Below are 23,953 nucleotides of genomic sequence, written 5' to 3'. Positions count from 1 at the left end.
TCTCTGTGGGCCGACAATAATCGATAAATCACAAATTAGAACTTAGTTTAATTTTAATCCTACATCCAACCAGCTTTGGCGAGTTGCCAATTCAATTTTCTCATCAAAGAGATTTTTTGCTGAACGGACTGTGGCATTAGCAAATTCAATAAATGTCGCAGTATTTGACACGCTAGGATCAGAGACTGCCGCCACCCATATTTTGCCTGCAACTTCCCAAGAGTATCCTCCCAGTTTTGTTGCCAATAAATAGAAGGCTTTGTTTGGAATACCTGAATTGATATGAACACCACCATTATCAACATATCGTGGTAAATTTCGGTATTGATCCATATGGCCGACTTGTGGGTCTTGGTTTGATTTTGTGAAATAGTAGGCGGTTCCCGGCGCTTTCATTGAGCGTAAAGCAGGTCCTTTTTTCTTGTCGATGAATAATTTTTCACCCAGTAACCAGTTAGATTGCTCCGCGGTTTGTTTTTGAACATATTGCTTCACCATGATACCTAATACGTCAGCAACAGATTCATTTAATGCGCCGGATTGGTCAACATAGTCAAAATCAGCCTGGGAGCTAATAAATCCATGTGCAAGCTCGTGAGCGATTATATCAATATCGTTGTAGAAGGGACCAAAAACTGTTCCATCACCATCCCCAAAGAAAATAGCTTGAGAATTCCAAAATGCATTGGCGTAGTTTTTATCATAATGGATAACCGCATTGATATCAGCATCACAACCAAACATCTGATCAATATTGAGTTTCTCCTTGAGGAATGAGCGGATCAGTCCAATGGCGTCAAATACGCGATGGGCTGGCTCGGTTGGCGCTACCTTATCCTCCTCTCGCATGATGATTGCAAAATCGCTATGTGCCATATGCTCATCGGCAGGCATTTCTTCGCGGCGACAAATCGGTAGGCTAGAGTGATTATGTGTGTAGTTTTCTACGCGTTGCTGTGCATCGCGGATCAGGCGATTGTAGGTTCCTCCCGTTATATTACAAGCGCTAGATAATAACTGACGTTGATAACTCGCATCTTCATGTGTATAAGTGCGGCTCATAATGTCATTGATATGGAATAATGTAGATTTTAAATTATTACACAGGCTTTCTTGGTAGAAGTGTGAAATTAAGCTAGGTGATAATAGTGAACGACCAAGTATTTGACTCATTTAGAACTCCATTTTGTTTGACGAAATGGAATCATAAACGGTTGTGATTTTATTGTAACTACATGATAATTAAGCTATTAAATCAATATCTGCTAATTTTTATTAGAAAAACTAGCAGATAAAAATCTGATTAATTACAAAAGTTTGTATTATTTATTATGCTCGAGCCAATTTTTACCAGTGATTAAGAAATCAGTATATAGCTTAGCCTCTGGGCTGCCTTCTTCAGGATGATAATCGTATTCCCAGCGGACTAAAGGTGGCATGGACATTAAAATTGATTCAGTACGTCCACCACTTTGCAAGCCGAAAAGGGTGCCTCTATCCCAAACGAGGTTAAACTCGACATATCGCCCTCGACGATATAACTGGAATTGGCGTTCACGCTCGCCCCAAGGTATTTCACGACGTTTTTCCACGATGGGAACATAGGCTTGTAGAAAGCCATTTCCAACATCTTGGGTGAAAGCAAAACAGGTTTCAAAGTCCCATTGATTTAGGTCATCGTAGAATAGACCACCGATACCCCGCGGTTCATTCCGATGTTTTAAAAAGAAATAGTCATCGCACCATTGTTTAAACTTAGGGTATACCTCATCACCATAAGGCGCACATAATGCATTAGCGACAGAGTGCCAATGTACAACGTCCTCTTCAAAACCGTAATAAGGGGTTAAGTCGAATCCGCCGCCAAACCACCATACGGGCTCCATCCCTTCTTTTTCGGCAATAAAAAAGCGCACATTAGCATGAGTCGTAGGAATATAAGGATTGAGAGGATGAATAACTAATGAAACACCCATCGCTTGATAACTACGACCTGCTAATTCTGGGCGGTGTGCGGTGGCTGATGCGGGCAGTTTTTCACCTTTTATATGTGAAAAATTAACACCGGCTTGTTCAAACAGAGCACCTTGAGTTAAAACTCGGCTACGCCCACCTCCGCCTTCTGCTCGCTCCCATGTTTGTTCGAGGAACGTTTCTTTGCCGTCTAACGCTGTTATTCTCTGGCAAATAGTATCTTGCAAGCTTTGCAAATAGGCTTTTACACGGTCAATATCTGGGTAATTCATTGTTTTTAAATAGAACCATTGGGAGAAAGAAAATGAGTAAAGTATACCCCGTTGAGGTAAAAAAGGCATATTGATTATTGATTGTGTATCAAAAGCAGTGATAATGGCAGGAAGTTTAGCTCAAACGGACAAAATGATGGAAATACGCATATTTCGCCAAAATGATTATGAAGATGTGCTGACGTTGTGGGAACGCTGTCAATTGAATGAAATTTCAGGGGATCCTGAACTAGATATTGAGCGTAAATTGCAATGTGGCGCGGATCTTTTCTTAGTTGCCGAGGTATCCGGTGAAGTGGTTGGCACTATAATGGGGGGATACGATGGGATTCGGGGAACCGCAGTCTATTTAGCTGTTCATCCTGAATATCGTGGGCGTGGTATTGCCAATGCGTTAGTGAGCCGTTTAGAGAAAAAATTGATTGCCCGAGGTTGTGGCAGAATTGAGCTGTTGGTCAACGAAGAATCTGATGCAGCAATCTGTATGTTTGAAAAAATGTTGTATGAAGAAGAGCAAGCCGAGCGTTTAATTTATTCGAAAAAACTGACCCTCGACGTGGATTTTTAAACTGCCAGTGATTATTTTCTTGGCAGTTTAGCTAACTAGCTTGAATTTTTTATTAAATAGACTGTCTCAATATGCATTATATGACCCGCTAAAGAGGATGATATGTCCCAAAACGCATTCGTAACCCTATTTAAAGTTTCTTTGCTTGGTGGCGTAGTGATGCTATCAGGCTGTGCTGGAAAAAGTTTTTTCTCTCCATCAACCTGGTTTCACAGCCCATTGATGATTTCTGATGCGGGTGTTGGTGCCATCACCAGCCTGACACCGATGGATCGTGACGTGATTAATAACCAGCTTGATGATCGTTATGTTGTACGTGGCGGTATGCAACTTGAAAATGGTGAAATGATATCTGTATTTCAAGCCATGAAAGATTTAGACGTTGCAGTGGAAGTCTTTGGACCCGAAAAAGGCACCGTTTCACGTATTGTGGTTAATGACCCGGATATGCTGACGGAATGGGATACTCAAATTGGTACTGAGTTTGGTGATATTTATCAGAAAGCTTATGGTTCATGTTCCCTTGGGGAAGCCGTCGATAATATTCCTACGGTACTGTGTGTTGCGCCACAAAGTAGCAAAGTGGTCTACAAATTTAGTGGTAAATGGCAAGGTCCTGATAATTTAATGCCAGCTGATGAAGTATTGAAGACATGGAAGGTGTCACAAATTATTTGGCATAAATAAATTACGAATACATGTACCGTAAGTTTTTGGATTGTAGAAAACAATAACTTACGGTTTTAATTTATTGCTAACACTGATATTTATCTTTTCCTCACGTCAAACCCTTCTGAATGACCTAGACTGATTAACTCTTGCGTTAAAACAAGGTGAAAATCATGATTAATGCGATAAACTATTTTAAAGTATAGGTTTGTGTAATTTATTCATTCTAAGGGGTTTATGCATGTCTCATTCCCAAAGTGGTATTTTGAAGGAACATAGTCGTTTCGGCATTTTTATTGAAGCCATGGTGACTGGGTCACTAGAAGAGGTTAAATCAGGATGCAAAGTTTTTGTTGATGAATTAACCAAACTGCAAGCAAAATTCCCCGATGATCGTCTTGGCGCGGTGATTGCATTTGGCTCTGAGGTGTGGAAGCAATTAGGGCACGCGAGCGTGGCGCCGGAATTAAAACCATTTCGTACGTTAGGTAAAGGATTAGCGCCAGCCACTCAGCGCGATATGTTGATTCATATTCAATCATTACGTCATGATATTAACTTTTCTTTAGCGCAGGCTGCTCTGAAGGCATTTGGGCAATCTATTGAGGTTGTTGAGGAAACTCATGGCTTCCGTTGGGTGGAAGATAGAGACTTAAGTGGCTTTATTGATGGCACAGAAAACCCACAAGGTGAAGAAATAGCTGAAGTCACGTTGATTAATCAAGGCGATGATATTGGTGGTAGCTACGTGATGGTGCAGCGCTATGAGCATGACCTGAAAAAATGGTCTCGTTTTTCTGAGCATGAACAAGAGAAAATGATTGGCCGCACTAAACACGATAGCGTTGAATTAGACGAAGATGCGCGTAATAAAACATCTCATGTTTCTCGCGTGGTGATTGAAGAAGAGGGGGAAGAGCTCTCTATTATGCGCCATAGCCTGCCATACGGCACGGCAAGCGGTAAACATGGTTTATTCTTTATTGCCTACTGCGCAACCATCCATAATATTGAACAGCAATTACTGAGCATGTTTGGTGAAACTGATGGTAAATATGATGATCTGCTACGTATGACTAAAGCCGTTTCTGGCAGTTATTACTACGCACCATCAATTGAAAGATTATTATCCTTATAATCTTATTGTGATAATTCAAGCTGTCGCGGACAGCGGCAGCTTGAAAGTGTTTACTGATCAGTTTGTTGTAGTCCTTTACGTGCTGCAGCAGAGTGATATTGATCCTCTCGGCACATCCATCATATTTATCCATATCGATATCAACGAATAACCAAAATTTACGCTTAGCAAGTGGTCATATTTGTTCTCGACATTTTGCCGCAGGATCTCTATGAGCTTTACTCATTACATTAACCTCTTAAATTTCCATCAGATTTTTTAGCTTATTGCTATAACCTCTTTATTATTCCAACTTGATATATCAAATGATGATTGATAACTACAAAGTTATAACCAAAACATATACATTGTTTTTAGTTAATGTTTGGGTTTAGTCACAAGTAGGGATCTCATGAAAAAATCAATGTTAAAAAATACGGGGTTAGCGAGTTTGGCGATGTTTTCGTTGATGAGTAGCGCATCCCTAACGGCAGCTGAGTTATTGAACAGCTCTTATGATATTTCAAGAGAGCTATTTGCAGCATTAAATCCAGAATTTGAAAAGCAATGGGCGCAGGAAAACCCTCAAGAACCACTGACTATCAAACAATCCCATGCGGGATCATCCAAGCAGGCATTAGCGATTTTACAAGGCTTAAAAGCTGATGTGGTGACGTTTAACCAAGTGACGGATGTGCAGATCCTTCATGATAAAGGGCAATTGATCCCTGCAGATTGGCAGGCGCGCTTGCCGAATAACAGTTCGCCTTATTATTCGACAATGGCGTTTTTGGTCCGTAAAGGTAATCCTAAAGGCATTAAAACTTGGGATGACCTTGCACGCAGTGATGTGAAATTAGTTTTTCCAAACCCAAAAACGTCGGGAAATGGTCGTTATACCTACCTTGCGGCATGGGGGGCTTTCAACCAAGAAAATGGAAAAGGCAGTCCAAAAACCCGTGAACAAATGCAGCAATTCCTGAAAAACGTCGAAGTTTTTGATACCGGAGGGCGAGGTGCAACGACGTCATTCATTGAACGGGGATTGGGGGATGTCTTAATCAGTTTTGAATCAGAAGTGAATAATATTCGCAGCCAGTACGGTGAATCAGATTATGAAGTGATTGTTCCTCCTGTGGATATTTTAGCGGAATTCCCTGTCACGTGGATCGATAAAAATGTGCAAAAAAATGGTACAGAGAAAGCCGCGAAAGCGTATTTGAATTATCTGTATAGCCCAGAAGCTCAAAATATTATCACTCGTTTTAACTATCGCGTGAATGATAAGCAAGTCATGGCGGAAAATAAGAGTAAATTCCCAGCAACTCAGTTATTTACGGTGGAGTCTCAATTTGGCAATTGGACGAATGTCATGAATGAGCACTTTTCCACGGGCGGTGAATTCGATCAACTCATGGAACAAGGTCGCCGTTAATGCAGACATCAGGAAAGCGGTTTTTACCGGGTTTCGGACTGACTTTAGGCAGTAGCTTATTTTACGTCTGTTTAATCTTGCTATTGCCTTTAAGCGCGCTTGTTGTGCAGCTTTCCGATATGACATGGCAACAATATTGGGCAGTAATTAGTTACCCTCAGGTTGTTGCGGCCTATAAAGTAACATTACTCGCTGCGCTCGTTGCGAGCTTATTTAATGCGGTCTTTGGAATGTTACTGGCATGGATCTTGACCCGCTATCGTTTTCCTGGACGCTTATTCTTAGATGGACTGGTGGATTTACCCTTCGCATTGCCTACCGCCGTTGCAGGGCTGACCCTTGCAACATTATTTGCGACATCAGGTTGGTATGGTCAGTATCTACATCAGTTTGATATTAAAGTAGTGAATACATGGCTAGGTATTGCAGTTGCCATGGCATTTACCAGTATTCCTTTTGTTGTCAGAACGGTTCAACCGGTTCTGGAAGAGTTAGGTCCGGAATATGAAGAGGCGGCTCAGACCTTAGGGGCAACGCGTTGGCAAACTTTCCGACGTGTGGTGTTACCCGAAGTATCCCCTGCATTAATTGCTGGAACGGTTTTATCTTTTACACGCAGCCTTGGTGAATTTGGTGCGATTATTTTTATCGCCGGAAACATTGCGTGGCAAACGGAGGTGGTCTCCTTAATGATTTTTAGCCAATTACAGCAATTTGATTATCCAGCCGCGAGTGCCATTGCTTCCGTGATTTTAGCCGTGTCATTATTTTTACTCTTTACAGTGAATGTTATTCAAAGCCGTTTTGGTAAACGATTAGGCGGGCACTAATGGGACAAATTACACCGTTTCCGATGACTCAACGTAGAAGCATCAATTGGGGAAAATGGGCGCTCATTACGATAGGGCTATTCTTTTCTACTTTGTTATTAGTGGTACCAATTATCTGGATTTTCATCACCGCCTTTCAAAAAGGGTTGGGAGAAGTATTAGCCAATATTGGTAATCCCGATATGCTGCATGCAATTGGACTAACCCTGCTTATTGCATTAATAACGGTACCAGTGAATTTGGTGTTTGGAGTGATGTTGGCGTGGCTTGTAACGCGTTTTCAGTTCCCAGGTCGCCAATTGTTACTGACGTTAGTGGATATTCCTTTTGCTGTTTCTCCGGTCGTGGCGGGGTTGCTCTATTTGTTGTTTTATGGCTCGAATAGTTGGTTTGGCGGCTGGTTAGAAGGGTTTGATATACAAGTCATGTTTTCATGGCCGGGAATGGCATTAGTGACTATTTTTGTGACGTGTCCATTCGTGGTAAGGGAGCTAGTTCCGTTAATGCTGAGCCAAGGAAGCCAAGAAGATGAAGCGGCAACCTTATTAGGCGCATCGGGTTGGAAAATGTTCTGGAGAGTAACGCTCCCCAACATCCGCTGGGCATTACTTTATGGTGTTGTATTAACGAATGCACGAGCTATCGGTGAATTTGGTGCAGTCTCTGTGGTATCTGGTGCTATTCGTGGGGAAACCTATACATTGCCTCTGCAAGTGGAATTACTTCATCAAGATTACAATACCGTCGGCGCATTTACTGCTGCGGCAATTTTAGCGTTATTAGCGATCATCACGTTGATTGTAAAAAGTGCTTTGCAATGGCATTTAAGCCGGCAGCAAACTGAGTCAGGAGCCCATTAATTATGAGTATTGAAATTAATCATGTCGGTAAATTGTTCGGCAGAACGCAGGTGCTGGACAACATCTCATTGGATATCGGCTCAGGGGAAATGGTAGCGTTGTTAGGACCTTCAGGTTCGGGTAAAACCACGTTACTGCGCATTATTGCCGGATTAGAGCAGCAAAGTCACGGTTCGTTACGCTTTCATGGGCAAGATGTTAGCCAAGTACATGCGAAAGACCGGCATGTGGGGTTTGTTTTCCAACATTATGCGCTGTTTCGTCATATGACGGTATTCGAGAATGTCGCATTTGGTTTAACGGTGTTACCGAGAAAACAGCGCCCATCTAAGGCGGTTATTAAGCAAAAAGCCATGGAATTGCTAGAGATGGTGCAACTAGCGCATTTGGCTGAACGGTACCCATCTCAGCTTTCTGGTGGGCAAAAACAGCGGGTAGCGCTAGCAAGAGCATTAGCTGTTGAGCCGCAAATTTTATTGCTAGATGAACCTTTTGGGGCTCTAGATGCTCAAGTGCGTATTGAATTACGTCGTTGGCTACGTCAGCTCCATGAAGAATTAAAGTTTACCAGTGTCTTTGTGACGCACGATCAGGAAGAAGCCATGGAAGTGGCAGATCGGATCGTGGTGATGAGCCAAGGGCATATTGAACAAGTTGGCACCCCGAATGAAATTTGGCAAGCACCTGAAACACGTTTTGTCCTTGAATTTATGGGGGAGGTGAACAAAATTGCTGGGAATATTCGAGGTTCTCAATTGCAGGTCGCGAATTTTACCTTCCCACTGCCTCAAATCAGTGCTCAACAAGGCGATGTTGATGTGTTTATTCGTCCTTGGGATATTCGTTTGCAAAAGCAAGCGGATGAACTTCACCAGCTGCCTGTGAGAGTCATTGAATCAGGACCTAGAGGGCATTTTTGGCAATTAACTGTGCAGCCTTTAGGGTGGAGTGAGGAAACGTTATCTGTGGTATGGCAGGATGCAAATACGGTTCCACTGAGAGGTGAACATTATTATTTAGGAAGCCAGCAGACACAAATTTATCAGGGAAAAGAGCCATTATTTTTCCCCTCTCTTGCTAAAAGCGCGTAGATTTAAAAGGGATGATTGATTTTAGAATTGATTGTTAATTATATTATCAATCAATAAAAAATTATTATAAGGAAAAACACAGTGTCAACGTTGGAACAGTTTATTGGTCATACGCCGTTGGTTCGTCTGCAACGCCTGACCGAAGGTCTGGATTCAGAAATCTGGGTCAAACTCGAAGGTAATAACCCCGCAGGCTCTGTGAAGGATAGGGCGGCTTTCTCAATGATTAACGAAGCGGAAAAACGTGGGGAGATCAAACCAGGGGATACATTAATCGAGGCAACCAGTGGCAATACGGGGATTGCGTTAGCCATGATTGCGGCAGTGAAAGGTTACAAACTGAAATTGCTGATGCCGGACAATATGAGCCAGGAGCGTAAAGCATCGATGCAAGCTTATGGCGCGGAGTTAATTCTAGTCAGCACGACGGTAGGCATGGAAGGCGCGCGAGATTTGGCTCAAGAGATGGCAAACAATGGCGAAGGAAAAGTTCTAGACCAGTTCAACAACCCAGATAATCCGTTGGCACATTTTACAACAACGGGACCCGAGATTTGGCAGCAAACCGCAGGAAGAATCACCCATTTTGTTTCCAGTATGGGAACCACAGGGACAATAACTGGGGTCAGCCGTTATTTAAAAAGCCAATCACCCGATGTGCAGATTGTGGGTTTACAACCCGCTGAAAAGAGTCAAATTCCAGGTATTCGCCGTTGGTCTCCAGAGTATCTACCGGGTATTTTTGATAGTCAGTTAGTCGACCATGTGCTGGATGTGAACCAGCAAGAGGCTGAAGATACCATGAAAGAGTTAGCAAAACGTGAAGGTATTTTCTGTGGTGTGAGCTCCGGTGGTGCTGTTGCGGGAGCTCTGCGGGTGGCAAAAACGAATCCTAAAGCGGTGATTGTCGCGATTATTTGCGATCGTGGAGACCGGTATCTATCAACGGGTGTTTTTGATAAATAAAACATTAATAAACTAAAGTCAGAGTGAAGCTTCCAATAAAAAACCACCAGTATCGATAAGTGACTGGTGGTTTATCATTCAGTGGTTTATTTCAGGTTTAGCGCAATTATTTCTTAATACGCATAATGACGGTTTCACCAACAGTCACTGTACCACTCAATTTATTCAGTTCTTTAATCTCGTCCATGTTTGAAATAACAACAGGCGTTAGAACTGATTTCGCTTTTTCTTCTAACAGAGCTAAGTCAAACTCAATAACGACATCGCCTTTTTTCACAGATTGACCTTCTTCTGCGATGCGTTTAAAGCCTTCGCCTTTAAGTTCAACAGTATCAATACCGAAGTGAACAAACAGTTCGATACCATCATCAGATTCAATTGAAAATGCATGGTTAGTTTCAAAGATTTTACCGATTGTACCGTCAACCGGAGCCACAATTTTGTTGCCAGAAGGCTTGATAGCAATACCGTCACCGACAATTTTTTCTGCGAACACAACGTCTGGTACATCTTCAATATTGACGATTTCGCCAGATAATGGCGCGATAATTTCAATATTGCCACTGCTACTCTTGTCTTCCGAAACTAGTGATTTCAGTTTGTCAAACAGACCCATGGACCTTCTCCTAATCGTTTTATATGGGACCGAACTAATGTGCTGCTGTTAGCATAACGTTTTTTCTTGGATAAAGGTATCTACAAGTTTCATCAATTCTTCGGCTGTTGGTTGAGCAAGTGCTTGTTCCGCTAGCGCTTGTGTATCTGCATAATTCGCATTACGAATCAGCTTTTTGATACGAGGAATTGAGATTGCGCTCATACTAAATTCGTCCAGCCCCATGCCTAACAGCAATAAGGTCGCACGTTCATCACCTGCTAATTCACCACACATACCCGTCCATTTACCTTCTGCGTGAGAAGCGTCAATCACTTGTTTAATCAAGTTCAAGACGGCTGGAGACATCGGATTATAAAGGTGAGAAATCAGCTCATTACCACGGTCAACCGCTAAAGTGTATTGAGTGAGATCATTCGTCCCAATACTGAAGAAATCAACTTCCTTCGCCAAATGATGTGCAATAATTGCTGCGGCTGGTGTTTCCACCATAATACCGACTTCAATGGCTTCATCAAAGGCTTTGCCTTCTTCTCGTAGCTGCCCTTTAAGCATCTCAAGTTCTGCTTTCAGTTCCCGAACTTCTTCAACAGAAATAACCATCGGGAACATGATACGCAGTTTACCAAATTTAGACGCCCTTAAAATAGCTCTTAATTGAGAGTGTAGAATTTCTTTGCGATCAAGACAAATACGAATTGCACGCCAGCCAAGGAATGGGTTCTCTTCTTTCGGTAAGTTCATGTATGGTAAGTCTTTATCGCCACCAATATCCATGGTACGAACAATGACAGCTTGACTACCCATGGCTTCTGCTACGGCTTTATAGGCTTGGAATTGCTCTTCTTCTGTAGGTAGAGCATCACGATCCATGAATAAAAACTCAGTACGGTATAGACCCACACCCTCTGCACCATTGCGTTCAGCACCAGCGACATCGCGCACGGTACCAATGTTGGCACAGACTTCGACTTGATGACCATCTAAGGTTATTGCGGGTAAATCCTTTAATTTTGCCAGCTCTTCTTTTTCTTGCAGGTACTCATTTCTGAAGGCTTTCAGTTTGTCAATTTCGCTTTCAGATGGATTGAGATAAATGGTGTTGTTTACGCCATCTAACACAATGAAATCACCGCTTTTCACTTTGCTGGTGGCGTCAGTTGTACCGACGATAGCAGGGATTTCTAGTGAACGAGCCATGATAGAGGTATGAGAAGTACGACCACCGAGGTCAGTGATGAAGCCTAAAACTTTGTCTAAGTTCAACTGAGCGGTTTCGGATGGGGTTAAATCAGGTGCAACTAAAATAACTTCCTCGGTGATTGCGCTTAAATCAACAATTGGAATATTAAGGATGTTTTTGAGTAAACGCTTACCGATGTCACGCACGTCTGCTGCACGTTCTTTTAAGTATTCATCATCTAGCGCTTCGAGTGCTTGTGCTTGGTCTTCGATGACCGAATAAACGGCAGCATCCGCTGTTTTTTTATCGCCTTTGATGAGGGAGACAATTTCTTGCTCTAACTCTTCATCTTCCAGCAGCATGATATGACCTTCAAAAATCTCAGCTTTTTCCGCACCAAGATTTTTTTCTGCTTTCTCTTTGATAAGGCTAAGCTGCTCAGCTGATTTGTTTCGTCCATCAATGAAGTTTTGGATCTCTTTATCGATTTGCTCGTCAGTAATTTTACGGGTGCTGACAACAATAGGATCTTCTTTGAGGATGAGAGCCTGACCAAAAGCAAAACCTGGGGATACTAAAATTCCTGAAATCATAATATTACCTTACTACTGATAGGAGTTTTGATGTTGCAGAGACAACAGTAGATATAAGTGATTAAGCAGGTGTCCCCGAATAATGTATTCAGGGACGGGGAATTATTACGTTAAAACAAGATGGCAGAGTGGAAAATTATTCTAACTCGCCCATCAGTTTAACTAAAAACTCAACTGCTTGTTGCTCGTCTTCACCTTCAGCAGAAATGGTGACTACTGTACCTTGAGTTAAACCTAAAGTTTGTAGTTTAAACAGACTTTTTGCGCTCGCTGATTTACCGCCTGAGCTCAAGGTGATATCAGAAGTGAATGCTTTTGCTTCTTTAACGAATTGAGCCGCAGGGCGAGTATGTAAACCATTAGGTGCTGTAATAGTAACTTCTTGCTGGAACATAATATTTCCTCAGTGATTTTAAGTTTTTTATGATGACACAGCCTATTGTAGATGAAATATGCTGTACATGCGTATAATTTAGATTATCAATGATTCATCTGGTTTGCTACTTTGTTTGGTATCAACCAAATTATCATTTTTTTAGCTTATGTATCACACCACACTTTTGGTGGGTATTCTGCATTTCAGAACATAAGTGACCAAAAAGTGATTAATTTCGAGGTGTGAAATAATTACTATGTTTAATACTAAACACCGGATAATAAATCATCTCAATCCGTGCTAATTTATGATCTCACCCACAAAAAAAGCACCTAACTGGTGCTTTTTTAACGTAATGTTAACTTAGCGTTTATTATTCTGCATTAATATCGGCAAACAAGGCAGTGGATAAGTAGCGCTCTCCGGATGAAGGCAAAATAACCACAATATTTTTACCTTTATATTCAGGTAAAGCGGCCAGTTTTACTGCTGCTGCAATTGCTGCACCTGATGAAATCCCGGCTAAAATACCTTCTTTTTCCATGAGTTCACGTGCGGTTGAAATGGCTTCGTCATCGCTAATTTGAAGGACTTTGTCGATAATAGAGAGGTCTAAGTTACCTGGAATAAATCCAGCACCAATCCCTTGAATTTTATGGGGACCGGGTTTGATCTCTTCACCTGCTAGCGCTTGTGTAATGACTGGGGAGGTCGTTGGCTCTACCGCGACCATAACCACGTCTTTTTTCCCTTTGGTGTGTTTTAAATAACGCCCGATGCCAGTAATTGTTCCACCAGTACCGACGCCTGACACGACAACATCCACGTTTCCATCGGTGTCATTCCAAATTTCAGGACCGGTTGTTTTTTCGTGAATTTCAGGGTTGGCGGGGTTGCTAAATTGTTGAAGTAACAGATATTTATTAGGATTGCTATTGACGATCTCTTCCGCCTTGGCAATCGCACCTTTCATGCCTTTTGCCCCTTCAGTCAGGATCAGATTTGCGCCAAGGGCTTTTAGTAACTTACGGCGTTCAACGCTCATGGTTTCTGGCATGGTCAATGTTAATTTATAACCGCGCGCAGCGGCCACGTAGGCAAGGGCAATACCGGTGTTTCCGCTGGTTGGTTCTACCAATTCTTTATCTTTTGTCAGGATGCCTTTTTTCTCTGCGTCCCAGATCATGTTTGCGCCGACACGGCATTTTACACTGAAGCTTGGGTTGCGAGATTCCACTTTCGCTAAAATATTTCCATTGCCAAAATGCTGTAAACGCACTAATGGTGTATTTCCAATGGTCAACGAATTATCTTCATAAATTTTGCTCATGGGACATCCTTAAAATTAACGGTTAGCCAAGAATTAGGTGTGCTTTTCACAATTGAATATGAATTCAACATACTCGAACAACTGATTATTGCAAATATGATTTAACACTAGAATATAACCATAGGTTATTTAAAAGCGCATTATTATAACCAAGATTGAAAGTATGATGGAGAGCAGAATAGTGAGAAGCGTTGACAGTAGGGATATGCAGGTGGGGTACCTGCATATCCCTAAAAAGTATTAGTAGCGAGCATAACGAGCGCGATAGCGGTCGACCCACATTAATGTTGCTCCACAGACGGCAACAGGCATGATCACTAAGTTCAGAATTGGAATCATCATGAGTAAGCTGACAGCACCACCAAATTGAACATTATTCACGCGGTCTTTTGAGAGCGCTTGCTTCATGTCATTGAATCCAACGCGATGGTTATCAAAAGGATAGTCACAATATTGAATGGACATCATCCATGCGCCGAATAGGAACCATAAAACAGGGGCGACAGTTTGCCCAATCCCTGGGATAAAGAACAGGACCAATAGCACGATAGCGCGTGGTAAATAGTAAGCAATACGCACAAATTCACGTTTAATCATGCGTGGCACATCTTTTAGTAGTTCAGCCATACCTGTATCAGGAGCAGGTTTACCCGTCAGTTCAGCTTCTAAATGCTCGGATAACCAGCCGTTAAATGGCGCCGCAATAATATTGGCGATGGTACTAAAGAAATAGCTAAATACCAGTAAGATAGAAATGACAGCGAGGGGCCAAATTAAATAGTCAAGCCATTGTAGCCAGCTAGGAATATAGCTCATGACCTGCTCAATCCATCCACCCAGTTTGCTATATAACCACCAAAAAGCACCACCAAGTAACAGAATGTTTGCTAACAGAGGCAAAAGTACAAAACGTTTAATACCAGGACGAGTGATTAGTCGCCACCCTTGGGAAAAGTAATAAAATCCAGAGTGATTTTTTTGTGGCGAAAATGTCGATTGGGTCATACTTCTTATTATCTCCTTTACGGGTGAGCATGTATCATATAGGTATGAAATTACACTGACTAGTGATAATTTTGTATAAAAAAGCAGCAAATGAAAGCGGAATATTCTCTTTCTTGTAAGAAAATCGTTCTGAGGGTTGCACTTAGAGCAATTGAGAAATAATCTTAAGGTAGTTTCCGCCGTGATGGCATCATTATTCATCAACTAGAGATAGCAGCGATGCAGGATTTGCGTCTAATATTAGTGGTCGTAGGTGCGATAGCGATTGTCGCTTTATTACTGCATGGTTTATGGACCAGCCGTAAAGAGCGCTCTAAGTTATTTCGCGACAGACCTGTAAAACGTAGAAAGAATGACACGCAGGAAAACTCATCTGAATATGATGATTCTGCTTTGTTTACTGAGAATCAACCGACACAAAAAGTCGCTGTTGACGATCAGCCTATCTATATGGTGAAAGAAGAGCCGCGTGTTGAGCCCGTTGTTCAACCTCATATTTCTCCATCTCATACAACGCAACGTGACGCAGAGCCTGAGTTTAATTTAACGGCAGAGCACTCACCGCAACTTGCTCCTAAAGTCGCTAAATCAGTTGCTTCTGAGCCAGTATTTGCTCCACATGCCGATAATCGTCAGGCACCAGAGCAATTAACGATTAATATTGCGGATGATGCTGATGTTCAAGAACATGTTTCAGAGCCAGTAAGAATTTATCCTGAGCCGGCAACCTCTGTTGCACCCGTTCAAGAGCGAGCACCTCAATCGCCTGCAACACAAGCTCCAGTTTCTCAGGATACGGCGCAGTCAGTTGCACATTCTCACGCTGAAGTTGCACAAGAGCCTGAGACTGCATCGACCGAGAAAGCCGCCTCTGCAAGCGAAAAAGAAATTGTTCTGGTACTGCACGTTGCGGCACATCATGGTCAAGTTCTTGAAGGTGAAGCTTTGTTGCAAAGTATTCTTCAGGCAGGTTTCCAATTCGGAGCCATGAATATTTTCCACCGCCATGTGCACCCAGCGGGGTCTGGTCCAGTCCTCTTTAGTTTGGCGAATATGGTGAAGCCAGGCTCATTTGATCCAGAAGCTATGGCTGATTTCACGACGCCGGGTGTCTCTATCTTTATGATGGTGCCATCGTACGGTGAGGCGAGCCAAAACTTTAAACTCATGCTTCAAGCCGCGCAGCGCATCGCATCAGATGCAGGCGGTGTTGTATTGGATGATGAACGAAAAATACTGACACCTCAAAAAATAGAGGTGTATCATGCAAGAATTCGAAATACATTAAGTTAATTAAAACCCCCGACTTAGGGGGTTTTTTATATCTATTGGTGAAACATGACGACGAAAAAAAATCCTGACGCACTCACACAAAAAATAGACGCGTTAAAACAGCAATTGCGCCATCACGAATACCTCTATCATGTTATGGATGCCCCTGAAATTCCCGATGTGGAATATGACAAACTGATGCAAGAGCTCAAGGCGCTTGAAGCAGAACATCCTGAGCTGATCACAACGGACTCACCAACGCAGCGCGTAGGGGCAGCACCTTTAGCGGCATTTGACACTGTTCGCCATGAAATTCCCATGCTTTCTTTAGATAATGTATTTGATGAAGAAAGCTATCTCGCATTTGATAAACGCGTGAAAGACCGACTGCATAACCACACTGAATTAACATTTTGCTGCGAACTCAAATTAGATGGTCTAGCTGTCAGTTTGCTGTATGAAAATGGTGAGTTAGTTCAAGCGGCAACCCGTGGTGATGGTACTGTTGGCGAAAATATCACGGCCAACGTACGCACGATCAAAGCAATTCCGCTACGTTTACGCGGGGATAATATTCCTGCGCGTGTTGAAATTCGTGGTGAAGTTTTTATGCCTCAAAAAGGCTTTGAGGCGATGAACGAAGAAGCACGTAAAACGGATGGTAAGATTTTCGCTAACCCACGTAATGCGGCAGCGGGTTCCCTTCGCCAGTTAGATCCACGTATTACGGCTAAACGTCCATTAACCTTTTATTGCTATGGCGTGGGGCTGGTGGAAGGAAAAACACTTCCGGATACCCATTATGAACGGTTAATGCAATTTAAAGCTTGGGGATTACCAGTCAGTGAGCATGTTCAACTGCGTGTGGGTTGCCAGCAAGTTCTCGATTTTTATCATCATGTTGAAAAAATTCGCCCAACACTCGGTTTTGATATCGATGGTGTAGTGATTAAAGTGAACGATATTGCAATCCAAGAGGAATTGGGGTTTGTCTCGCGTGCGCCACGTTGGGCTACGGCATTTAAATTTCCAGCCCAAGAACAGATAACATTGCTGAAGGATGTTGAATTCCAAGTTGGGCGCACTGGAGCCATCACACCTGTGGCACGTTTAGAGCCAGTACAAGTTGCAGGTGTCGTCGTCAGTAATGCGACACTCCATAATGCCGATGAGATAGATCGCTTAGGTGTTCGCATTGGTGATACGGTCGTAATCCGTCGAGCAGGGGATGTGATCCCACAAATTGTCAGTGTTGTCATGGACAAACGCCCTGCGGATAGCCGTGAAATTATATTTCCAACACACTGCCCAGTATGCAATTCGGATATTGAGCGTGTAGAAGGGGAGGCGGTAGCTCGCTGCACAGGCGGGTTAACCTGCGGGGCGCAGTTGAAAGAGTCTCTGAAGCACTTTGTTTCTCGCCGTGCAATGGATGTGGATGGCATGGGAGATAAAATCATTGAGCAATTGGTGGATGCAGAGTATGTCGCAAATGCGGCGCAGCTCTACCAATTATCAGCGGGTAAATTAACGGGTCTAGAAAGAATGGGACCAAAATCCGCGCAAAAACTGATTGATGCGTTAGAGAAATCTAAACAAACTACACTCGCCCGTTTCATCTATGCATTAGGGATCCGTGAAGTGGGTGAAGCCACTGCGGCAAACCTCGCCGCACATTACGCGTCGTTAGATGCGGTGATGGCAGCAGATGAAGATTCACTGAAAACTGTACAGGATATTGGTGAAGTGGTTGCGAAGCATGTCGTGCATTTTTTCCGTGAAGAACATAATCGCCAAGTTATTCATGATTTACTGACTATTGCGAATATCCATTGGCCAGAAGTTAAAGTCATTAATAGTGCTGAAATTGACAGTCCATTTGCGGGTAAAACAGTTGTTCTGACAGGTTCGATGTCAACACTTTCTCGTGATGATGCCAAGGATAAACTGGTCGCTTTAGGTGCGAAAGTCGCAGGTAGTGTGTCGAAAAAAACGGACTTAGTTATTGCGGGTGAAGCGGCGGGGTCTAAGTTAGCGAAAGCTACTGAACTCGGCATAAAAGTCATTGATGAAGAAGAGTTAATTCGTTTGCTGAATATCTAATCGTGACCTATATTTAATGCGCAATGCCATTATCAACCAAGGGGATAATGGCATTTATTATTTTCTGGCTAACATTTATCCTGTTGTTATTGGGACGTGATTCGTGAAACGTGATCTGGTCGTTACTTTTGGAAAAATGGTAGAGCCAGTTTTCATATTAATGTGATTTTAATCTCATTTAAATGTTGCCCATTACATAGAATATGCGCATAGACTGATTCGTAACTTTGTTGGAGTCAAATATGACCTCGATCCTGCACTTTATTTTATCCATAGTTATTATCGCTGCACTTGCGATTCTAGCGAGTAGTAACCGTAGAGGGATTCGTCCACGCTACGTTATTCAATTGCTCGTTATTCAAATTGCGCTCGCTTACTTGTTCTTAAAATCAGGTATTGGTGAGTCCTTTGTTCTTGCTGTTGCTGGTGTCTTTACCCACTTGTTGGGTTATGCAGCAGAAGGGACTAAATTCATCTTCGGTGGAATGATTGAAGGAAACTTGGCCTTCTTCTTCCTGCAAGTGCTGTGTCCAATCATCTTCATTTCAGCGCTGATTGGTATTCTACAACACATTAAAGTACTGCCTTTTGTCATTCGTATCATCGGTACGGTGTTATCGAAAGTTAACGGTATGGGTAAACTTGAGTCATTCAACGCAGTGAGCTCATTATTGCTGGGTCAGTCAGAAAACTTTATTGCATATAAAGACCAATTAAGCAGCATGTCAGAAAGAAGAATGTACACGATGGCAGCAACGGCGATGTCGACCGTTTCAATGTCAATTGTTGGCGCATACATGACGATGTTGGATCCAAAATATGTGGTTGCAGCGCTGGTGCTGAACATGTTTGGTACGTTCGTTGTATTATCACTGATCAACCCGTACCCACCTGAAGGGGAAAAAGAGATCCAAATGCGTAGTCTGCATGAAGGTCAAAGTTTCTTCGAAATGCTAGGTGAATATATTCTTGCAGGGTTTAAAGTTGCGATTATCGTTTCTGCGATGCTGATTGGTTTTATTGCACTGATTGCCATGGTTAATGGTATCTGTTCCGCGATATTCGGCGTGAGCTTCCAGACCATGCTGGGTTATGTGTTCTATCCATTTGCTTGGATGTTAGGTATTCCTGCTAATGAAGCACTGCAAGTTGGCGGCATCATGGCTGTGAAGATGGTCACTAACGAATTCGTAGCAATGGATGGCTTAAAAGCAGTGGCATCAGGTTTATCAGACCGTTCTGTTGGTATTTTATCCGTATTCTTAGTTTCGTTCGCTAACTTCTCTTCTATCGGTATTATTGCTGGTGCGATTAAAGGGTTAGATGAAAAACAAGGAAATACCGTTGCACGTTTTGGTCTGAAATTACTGTATGGTTCAACACTGGTAAGCTTCTTATCTGCGGCAGTGGTTGGATTAATCCTGTAGTTACCGCTATAAAAAGTGTTACAGTGAAAAACGGCATTCAGTGAATGCCGTTTTTTTATGTCTAAGGCTTTCTATCGATAAAGCATGAGGAAAGAATGGAAAAACAAGACTTAATTGATATAGCTAATACATCGATGCCGTTTGGTAAATATAAAGGTTGCATACTGATTGACCTGCCAGAGGAATACCTATTATGGTTTTATAAAAAAGGGGAGTTTCCGGCAGGGCGGTTAGGACAGTTGATGGAAATGACATTAGGGCTGAAGATTGAAGGGCTAGATAGCATTGTTAAGCCTCTAAAACGCCAATAAGGGGTAGAGGCTTAATGGCCTATTATTGTGTGCTGATCACTGTATTAGCCGTTTCTATACCTGATTGGTAAGCGCCATGCACAGTACCTGCGCCTAATAGTGCTAAATGCTCTCCCGCAAAGAAGATTTTATTATCAATAGGCTGTTTTAATTGTGCGATTTGATTGGCTGAATAGTTAGATGCAGGATAACTAAATGAGCCATACGCATAAATATCTTTTTCCCATTCGGTTTTCATCAAACGTATTGGCGCGGGAACATGATCAAACACTTTACAGAGTGATGCTTGTAATTCATGCCATGCGGTCTGCTCATCACACTCCTCAAGCCATTTTGCGGACAACCCACCAAATAGAAAGAGTAGGGTTGGTTTTTGGTAAATCGTGCTTACATCCATAAAATTGAGCCAGTAATCAGACTCATGGATATACATACTATTCACATTATTGAGTGAATCCTTACGCCAAAATGCATGCTCAAAAGTGATAAATAGTTTATTGAATACACCAAATCCAAGTTGGTTAATCGCATCTTGAGTTACATTAGGTAGTGCTGGTGTGAATTGAATAGCTTCTTTCTTCAGGACACCAAGCGGTACAGTAATAACCACTTTAGTGGCATGAAATTGTTGGTCATCATGGGTTGTCACGGTAACGTGGTTATCATGGTAATCAATATGCTTAACGGGATGGTTAAGACGAATATTTAGCCCATCAGATAGCGTTTCGATGATTTGTGAGTACCCTCGAGGGAAAATCACTTCATCGCCTTCACAAAAGCCTTCTAATTGTAAAAAATGCGGTGATAAGGTCTCTAGCGTACATGCACAGGGATCTTCTGCGATGACCTCAAAAAATTCATGTAAACTCACTTGCAGCTGCTCAAATAGTGATTGATCCGCACGGTGTTGTACGGTGAGCAAATGGTGAAACTCCGGGCTTTGGAGCCAGCTAGTTAGCGCTTCTGCCGCATTATTAAATTGGCAAGGAGATGACATGATTTCAAACTGGTTCATCAAATAATCAAGGCCTGCTTCAAAAGCCTCTTTTTCATCTTCACATAAAACCAAGCCATTTTTCTTATAGAAAATCGCATCTTGGTAATTGAAAACGACAGTTTGAATATGGTGCTGCTGAGCAATCGCATTAATTGGATTATTGGTGATCCCGTGGATCCATGATGCGCCTAAATCATAAAATTGGTTGTCAATTTCTTGGGTATGGATTCGTCCACCGAGGCGATTGCGAGCTTCTAAAATAAGGATTTTTTTATGTTGAGATTGTAACTGATTTGCGACTGATAAACCTGAAACACCTGCTCCTATCACGATGATATCGGCATCTATGTGTGGCATAACTCACCTAGTTGAAGTGGAAAACAAACGATATGCGATTGCACATCTGAATAATTTTATTTAAATAAAATTATAAGTTAATTATATATGAGTAAATTAGTTGTGAACAGATAGATAAGTAGGATTGAATGAGTTAAGTGAAATTTTAGGTGTTATTTTTAGGAAAGTAGGTAAGAACAATTAAGTAAATAAGAATGGGAAATAAGGGAGATTTGGTGGAGCTAAGCGGGATCGAACCGCTGACCTCTTGCATGCCATGCAAGCGCTCTCCCAGCTGAGCTATAGCCCCCGAACGAAAGTGTTTTTGTTGGAATTTATTGTTCAAATTCTACCATCTAAACTGGTTTTAGATGGTGGAGCTAAGCGGGATCGAACCGCTGACCTCTTGCATGCCATGCAAGCGCTCTCCCAGCTGAGCTATAGCCCCAAACAAAATCTTTTGGACGGGAGGCATCATATTCAAGCTCGGTTGGAGTGTCAATATATTAATATGTTTTTCGGGTTTAATTGCTGAAATATAGAACATTTTGCAATCAATTCCCATTTGAAGGGGGAGGCAAAAAGAAAACTGCCCCTGAAGTTAAGAGGCAGTAAATAGAGAGGGGCTTATTGTGCAGATGCTTCGCGTTCTGCGATATACGCTAATGCTTTTTCAATGCGAGCAATGGAGCGTGCTTGACCAATAGCGTGAACGGTAACATCTAAAGCTGGGGATTGACCCGCACCTGTCACTGCAACACGTAGTGGCATACCCACTTTACCCATACCGACGTTTAACTCAGCAGCTGTTGCTTCGATTGCCTGATGAACATTTTCCGCAGTCCAATCTGAGATAGCGATGAGTTTATCTTTCACTACTTCTAATGGTTGACGAGCGACTGGACGTAAATGTTTTTTCGCTGCATCAGCATCAAATTCGTCAAAATCTTGATAGAAGTAATGGCATGATTCCGCCATTTCTTTCAGTGTCTTGCAACGTTCACCTAATAGTTTGATTAATTCAACTAATTGTGGACCTGTGCTGGTATCGATATTTTGTTGTTCGATATGCCATGCGAGGTAGGTTGCTACTTCTTCAGCTGGCAGGGTATTGATGTAGTGATGGTTCAGCCACTGTAATTTTTCAGTGTTGAATGCACTTGCTGACTTGCTGATAGCATCAAGAGAGAAATATTCTTTCATCTCTTCAATCGTGAAGATTTCTTGGTCGCCGTGTGACCAGCCTAAGCGAACTAAATAGTTTAGTAGTGCTTGTGGCAGATAACCGTCATCACGGTATTGCATAACGCTAACTGCGCCATGGCGTTTAGAGAGTTTTTTGCCATCATCGCCTAGAATCATCGAAACGTGAGCATATTCAGGCACTGGTGCCCCCAATGCTTTCAGAATATTGATTTGACGAGGTGTATTATTAATATGATCTTCACCACGAATGACATGAGTAATTTCCATATCCCAGTCATCAATAACAACACAGAAGTTGTAAGTTGGTGAGCCATCAGTACGGCGAATGATCAGATCATCCAGTTCTTGGTTACTGAATTCAATTGGCCCACGAATGGTATCATTGAAAATAACAGAGCCATCTTGTGGGTTACGGAAACGGACAACATGTGGCTCTGCCGCCGTGTGGTTATGTTCATGATCACGGCAGCAACCGTCATAGCGTGGTTTTTCACCCTTAGCCATTTGATCTTCGCGTAATGCTTCTAAACGCTCTTTAGAACAGTAGCAACGGTAAGCGGTGCCAGCTTCTAGCATTTCGTCGATCACAGCATTGTAGCGATCAAAACGTTTAGTTTGGTAGTAAGGGCCTTCATCCCAATTTAAATTCAACCAGTTCATACCGTCCATAATGGCATCGATAGCTTCCTGGGTTGAGCGCTCTAAGTCGGTGTCTTCAATACGCAGGACAAATTCGCCCTGATTGTGGCGACTAAATAACCAGGAATACAGGGCGGTACGAGCACCACCAACGTGCAGGTAGCCAGTTGGGCTTGGTGCAAAACGGGTTTTGATTTTACTCATCGAGATTGCCTTAATTGCGAAACGTTGTTTCTTGTGCGCTTATATTCATCGGATTTTATGCAACACAACAATAGGGAATGAACACGATTGTTATATTACGGGCTAAAAGGGAGACGCGCATCCATGAAAGGATGACTTCATACGCTGACCTTGCATCCTGATTTTATTAAGCATTGCTAAAATGTCCCTCTATTCTATCATCCTATAATGAATCCTCAATCAGCTTCTCTCTTTACAGATAAAGAAAATCATCAAATTGAAAAAATAGTGTCTAAGATTTTTAGTCTGGATAGCTTTTGGTGATTTTTTTCTAAGAAAATTTAGTAAGATATTGTAGATAATTGATTAAAAAGGGCACTTGTTAGGTGATAATTAAAACATCTTGATTATTTTTGCAACGAACAGAAAAAATCTATTCAAAAACCGTTGACTCAGAATGTAGTATCCCTATAATGCACCTCCATCGACGACGGGGCGATTAGCTCAGTTGGTAGAGCACCTCCCTTACAAGGAGGGGGTCAGTGGTTCGAGCCCGCTATCGCCCACCACCGCCGACGATGACAACATAAATGA

At 42.3% G+C, this 23,953-nt stretch carries 21 protein-coding genes and 3 tRNA genes; 13 read left to right on the top strand and 11 right to left on the bottom strand.

Annotation, left to right across the window (positions count from 1 at the left end; all coding sequences use genetic code 11):
• Positions 1-42 precede the first annotated feature (42 nt).
• A complete protein-coding gene (locus PROVALCAL_RS07720; protein ID WP_006661309.1) occupies positions 43-1,173 on the bottom strand; it encodes a M4 family metallopeptidase in 1,131 nt (376 codons plus the stop codon).
• Between the two features lie 149 nt (positions 1,174-1,322).
• Positions 1,323-2,246 carry an oxygen-dependent coproporphyrinogen oxidase gene (hemF, locus tag PROVALCAL_RS07715; protein WP_006658620.1) on the bottom strand — a complete coding sequence of 308 codons (924 nt, stop codon included), beginning with the start codon at positions 2,244-2,246 and terminating at the stop codon, positions 1,323-1,325.
• A gap of 136 nt (positions 2,247-2,382) precedes the next feature.
• Here hemF and PROVALCAL_RS07710 point away from each other — a divergent pair, with 136 nt between their 5' ends.
• The 8 genes from PROVALCAL_RS07710 (at position 2,383) to cysM (ending at position 9,782) form a co-directional block, all read left to right on the top strand.
• Entirely contained in the window at positions 2,383-2,814 is a 432-nt protein-coding gene (locus PROVALCAL_RS07710) for a GNAT family acetyltransferase (RefSeq protein ID WP_006661311.1), read from the top strand.
• A gap of 102 nt (positions 2,815-2,916) precedes the next feature.
• Positions 2,917-3,501: an RpoE-regulated lipoprotein gene (locus PROVALCAL_RS07705; protein WP_006658618.1), complete on the top strand. Its 585-nt coding sequence runs from the start codon at positions 2,917-2,919 to the stop codon at positions 3,499-3,501.
• Positions 3,502-3,724: 223 nt separating this feature from the next.
• Positions 3,725-4,621, top strand: a complete 897-nt coding sequence (locus PROVALCAL_RS07700; protein ID WP_006658617.1) for a Dyp-type peroxidase — start codon at positions 3,725-3,727, stop codon at positions 4,619-4,621.
• Between the two features lie 391 nt (positions 4,622-5,012).
• Complete coding sequence (gene cysP, locus PROVALCAL_RS07695) at positions 5,013-6,035, top strand: thiosulfate ABC transporter substrate-binding protein CysP (RefSeq protein WP_006658615.1); 1,023 nt, start codon at positions 5,013-5,015, stop codon at positions 6,033-6,035.
• The gene (gene cysT / locus PROVALCAL_RS07690) at positions 6,035-6,865 is read left to right on the top strand and encodes a sulfate/thiosulfate ABC transporter permease CysT (protein WP_006658614.1); all 831 of its coding nucleotides are present in this window, start codon (positions 6,035-6,037) and stop codon (positions 6,863-6,865) included. Before cysP ends, cysT begins: the two co-directional genes overlap by 1 nt.
• Complete coding sequence (cysW, locus tag PROVALCAL_RS07685) at positions 6,865-7,725, top strand: sulfate/thiosulfate ABC transporter permease CysW (RefSeq protein WP_006658613.1); 861 nt, start codon at positions 6,865-6,867, stop codon at positions 7,723-7,725. The genes cysT and cysW overlap by 1 nt, the downstream gene beginning before the upstream one ends.
• Positions 7,726-7,727: 2 nt before the next feature.
• Complete coding sequence (gene cysA, locus PROVALCAL_RS07680) at positions 7,728-8,816, top strand: sulfate/thiosulfate ABC transporter ATP-binding protein CysA (protein ID WP_006658612.1); 1,089 nt, start codon at positions 7,728-7,730, stop codon at positions 8,814-8,816.
• An 81-nt stretch (positions 8,817-8,897) separates the two neighbouring features.
• The gene (gene cysM / locus PROVALCAL_RS07675; protein ID WP_006658611.1) at positions 8,898-9,782 is read left to right on the top strand and encodes a cysteine synthase CysM; all 885 of its coding nucleotides are present in this window, start codon (positions 8,898-8,900) and stop codon (positions 9,780-9,782) included.
• A 106-nt stretch (positions 9,783-9,888) separates the two neighbouring features.
• On the opposite strand, the gene crr is transcribed toward cysM, so the two are convergent.
• From crr to cysZ, 5 genes are all read right to left on the bottom strand, one after another.
• Complete coding sequence (crr, locus tag PROVALCAL_RS07670) at positions 9,889-10,398, bottom strand: PTS glucose transporter subunit IIA (RefSeq protein ID WP_006658610.1); 510 nt, start codon at positions 10,396-10,398, stop codon at positions 9,889-9,891.
• Between the two features lie 48 nt (positions 10,399-10,446).
• Entirely contained in the window at positions 10,447-12,174 is a 1,728-nt protein-coding gene (ptsI, locus tag PROVALCAL_RS07665) for a phosphoenolpyruvate-protein phosphotransferase PtsI (RefSeq protein ID WP_006658609.1), read from the bottom strand.
• A 136-nt stretch (positions 12,175-12,310) separates the two neighbouring features.
• On the bottom strand, positions 12,311-12,568 hold the full coding sequence (ptsH, locus tag PROVALCAL_RS07660; protein ID WP_006658608.1) for a phosphocarrier protein Hpr: 258 nt from the start codon (positions 12,566-12,568) through the stop codon (positions 12,311-12,313).
• A 355-nt stretch (positions 12,569-12,923) separates the two neighbouring features.
• Complete coding sequence (gene cysK / locus PROVALCAL_RS07655; RefSeq protein WP_006658607.1) at positions 12,924-13,880, bottom strand: cysteine synthase A; 957 nt, start codon at positions 13,878-13,880, stop codon at positions 12,924-12,926.
• Between the two features lie 240 nt (positions 13,881-14,120).
• Positions 14,121-14,885 carry a sulfate transporter CysZ gene (gene cysZ / locus PROVALCAL_RS07650; protein WP_006658606.1) on the bottom strand — a complete coding sequence of 255 codons (765 nt, stop codon included), beginning with the start codon at positions 14,883-14,885 and terminating at the stop codon, positions 14,121-14,123.
• A 219-nt stretch (positions 14,886-15,104) separates the two neighbouring features.
• Here cysZ and zipA point away from each other — a divergent pair, with 219 nt between their 5' ends.
• The 4 genes from zipA to PROVALCAL_RS07630 all read left to right on the top strand — a co-directional run bounded on the left by zipA (position 15,105) and on the right by PROVALCAL_RS07630 (position 19,998).
• The gene (gene zipA, locus PROVALCAL_RS07645; RefSeq protein WP_006658605.1) at positions 15,105-16,178 is read left to right on the top strand and encodes a cell division protein ZipA; all 1,074 of its coding nucleotides are present in this window, start codon (positions 15,105-15,107) and stop codon (positions 16,176-16,178) included.
• 45 nt (positions 16,179-16,223) lie between these two features.
• Positions 16,224-18,260, top strand: a complete 2,037-nt coding sequence (ligA, locus tag PROVALCAL_RS07640; protein ID WP_006658604.1) for an NAD-dependent DNA ligase LigA — start codon at positions 16,224-16,226, stop codon at positions 18,258-18,260.
• Between the two features lie 242 nt (positions 18,261-18,502).
• Entirely contained in the window at positions 18,503-19,687 is a 1,185-nt protein-coding gene (locus PROVALCAL_RS07635; protein WP_006658603.1) for a NupC/NupG family nucleoside CNT transporter, read from the top strand.
• Between the two features lie 95 nt (positions 19,688-19,782).
• Positions 19,783-19,998, top strand: a complete 216-nt coding sequence (locus tag PROVALCAL_RS07630) for a DUF3820 family protein (RefSeq protein WP_006658602.1) — start codon at positions 19,783-19,785, stop codon at positions 19,996-19,998.
• A gap of 22 nt (positions 19,999-20,020) precedes the next feature.
• Here the strand turns inward: PROVALCAL_RS07630 and PROVALCAL_RS07625 are convergent, their stop codons facing one another.
• The 4 genes from PROVALCAL_RS07625 to gltX all read right to left on the bottom strand — a co-directional run bounded on the left by PROVALCAL_RS07625 (position 20,021) and on the right by gltX (position 23,380).
• Complete coding sequence (locus PROVALCAL_RS07625; RefSeq protein ID WP_006658601.1) at positions 20,021-21,352, bottom strand: flavin monoamine oxidase family protein; 1,332 nt, start codon at positions 21,350-21,352, stop codon at positions 20,021-20,023.
• Positions 21,353-21,565: 213 nt separating this feature from the next.
• Positions 21,566-21,641, bottom strand: a tRNA-Ala gene (locus PROVALCAL_RS07620).
• A gap of 62 nt (positions 21,642-21,703) precedes the next feature.
• Positions 21,704-21,779 (bottom strand) — tRNA-Ala (locus tag PROVALCAL_RS07615).
• Between the two features lie 179 nt (positions 21,780-21,958).
• Positions 21,959-23,380, bottom strand: coding sequence for a glutamate--tRNA ligase (gene gltX, locus PROVALCAL_RS07610; protein WP_006658600.1), 1,422 nt, complete (start codon positions 23,378-23,380; stop codon positions 21,959-21,961).
• A gap of 472 nt (positions 23,381-23,852) precedes the next feature.
• Between gltX and PROVALCAL_RS07605 the strand changes: the two genes are divergently transcribed.
• Positions 23,853-23,928: transfer RNA gene (locus tag PROVALCAL_RS07605), tRNA-Val, on the top strand.
• Positions 23,929-23,953: the final 25 nt, after the last annotated feature.

The sequence above is a fragment of the Providencia alcalifaciens DSM 30120 genome (assembly GCF_000173415.1).
GTDB lineage: Bacteria > Pseudomonadota > Gammaproteobacteria > Enterobacterales > Enterobacteriaceae > Providencia > Providencia alcalifaciens.
This window is presented reverse-complemented; position numbering and strand designations above follow the sequence as displayed.

Bases quoted from the DNA above. Each gene is read 5' to 3' on its own strand.
- PROVALCAL_RS07720 (WP_006661309.1), bottom strand. From the start codon at position 1,173: ATGAGTCAAATACTTGGTCGTTCACTATTATCACCTAGCTTAATTTCA.
- hemF (WP_006658620.1), bottom strand. From the start codon at position 2,246: ATGAATTACCCAGATATTGACCGTGTAAAAGCCTATTTGCAAAGCTTG.
- PROVALCAL_RS07710 (WP_006661311.1), top strand. From the start codon at position 2,383: ATGGAAATACGCATATTTCGCCAAAATGATTATGAAGATGTGCTGACG.
- PROVALCAL_RS07705 (WP_006658618.1), top strand. From the start codon at position 2,917: ATGTCCCAAAACGCATTCGTAACCCTATTTAAAGTTTCTTTGCTTGGT.
- PROVALCAL_RS07700 (WP_006658617.1), top strand. From the start codon at position 3,725: ATGTCTCATTCCCAAAGTGGTATTTTGAAGGAACATAGTCGTTTCGGC.
- cysP (WP_006658615.1), top strand. From the start codon at position 5,013: ATGAAAAAATCAATGTTAAAAAATACGGGGTTAGCGAGTTTGGCGATG.
- cysT (WP_006658614.1), top strand. From the start codon at position 6,035: ATGCAGACATCAGGAAAGCGGTTTTTACCGGGTTTCGGACTGACTTTA.
- cysW (WP_006658613.1), top strand. From the start codon at position 6,865: ATGGGACAAATTACACCGTTTCCGATGACTCAACGTAGAAGCATCAAT.
- cysA (WP_006658612.1), top strand. From the start codon at position 7,728: ATGAGTATTGAAATTAATCATGTCGGTAAATTGTTCGGCAGAACGCAG.
- crr (WP_006658610.1), bottom strand. From the start codon at position 10,398: ATGGGTCTGTTTGACAAACTGAAATCACTAGTTTCGGAAGACAAGAGT.
- ptsI (WP_006658609.1), bottom strand. From the start codon at position 12,174: ATGATTTCAGGAATTTTAGTATCCCCAGGTTTTGCTTTTGGTCAGGCT.
- ptsH (WP_006658608.1), bottom strand. From the start codon at position 12,568: ATGTTCCAGCAAGAAGTTACTATTACAGCACCTAATGGTTTACATACT.
- cysK (WP_006658607.1), bottom strand. From the start codon at position 13,880: ATGAGCAAAATTTATGAAGATAATTCGTTGACCATTGGAAATACACCA.
- cysZ (WP_006658606.1), bottom strand. From the start codon at position 14,885: ATGACCCAATCGACATTTTCGCCACAAAAAAATCACTCTGGATTTTAT.
- zipA (WP_006658605.1), top strand. From the start codon at position 15,105: ATGCAGGATTTGCGTCTAATATTAGTGGTCGTAGGTGCGATAGCGATT.
- ligA (WP_006658604.1), top strand. From the start codon at position 16,224: ATGACGACGAAAAAAAATCCTGACGCACTCACACAAAAAATAGACGCG.
- PROVALCAL_RS07635 (WP_006658603.1), top strand. From the start codon at position 18,503: ATGACCTCGATCCTGCACTTTATTTTATCCATAGTTATTATCGCTGCA.
- PROVALCAL_RS07630 (WP_006658602.1), top strand. From the start codon at position 19,783: ATGGAAAAACAAGACTTAATTGATATAGCTAATACATCGATGCCGTTT.
- PROVALCAL_RS07625 (WP_006658601.1), bottom strand. From the start codon at position 21,352: ATGCCACACATAGATGCCGATATCATCGTGATAGGAGCAGGTGTTTCA.
- gltX (WP_006658600.1), bottom strand. From the start codon at position 23,380: ATGAGTAAAATCAAAACCCGTTTTGCACCAAGCCCAACTGGCTACCTG.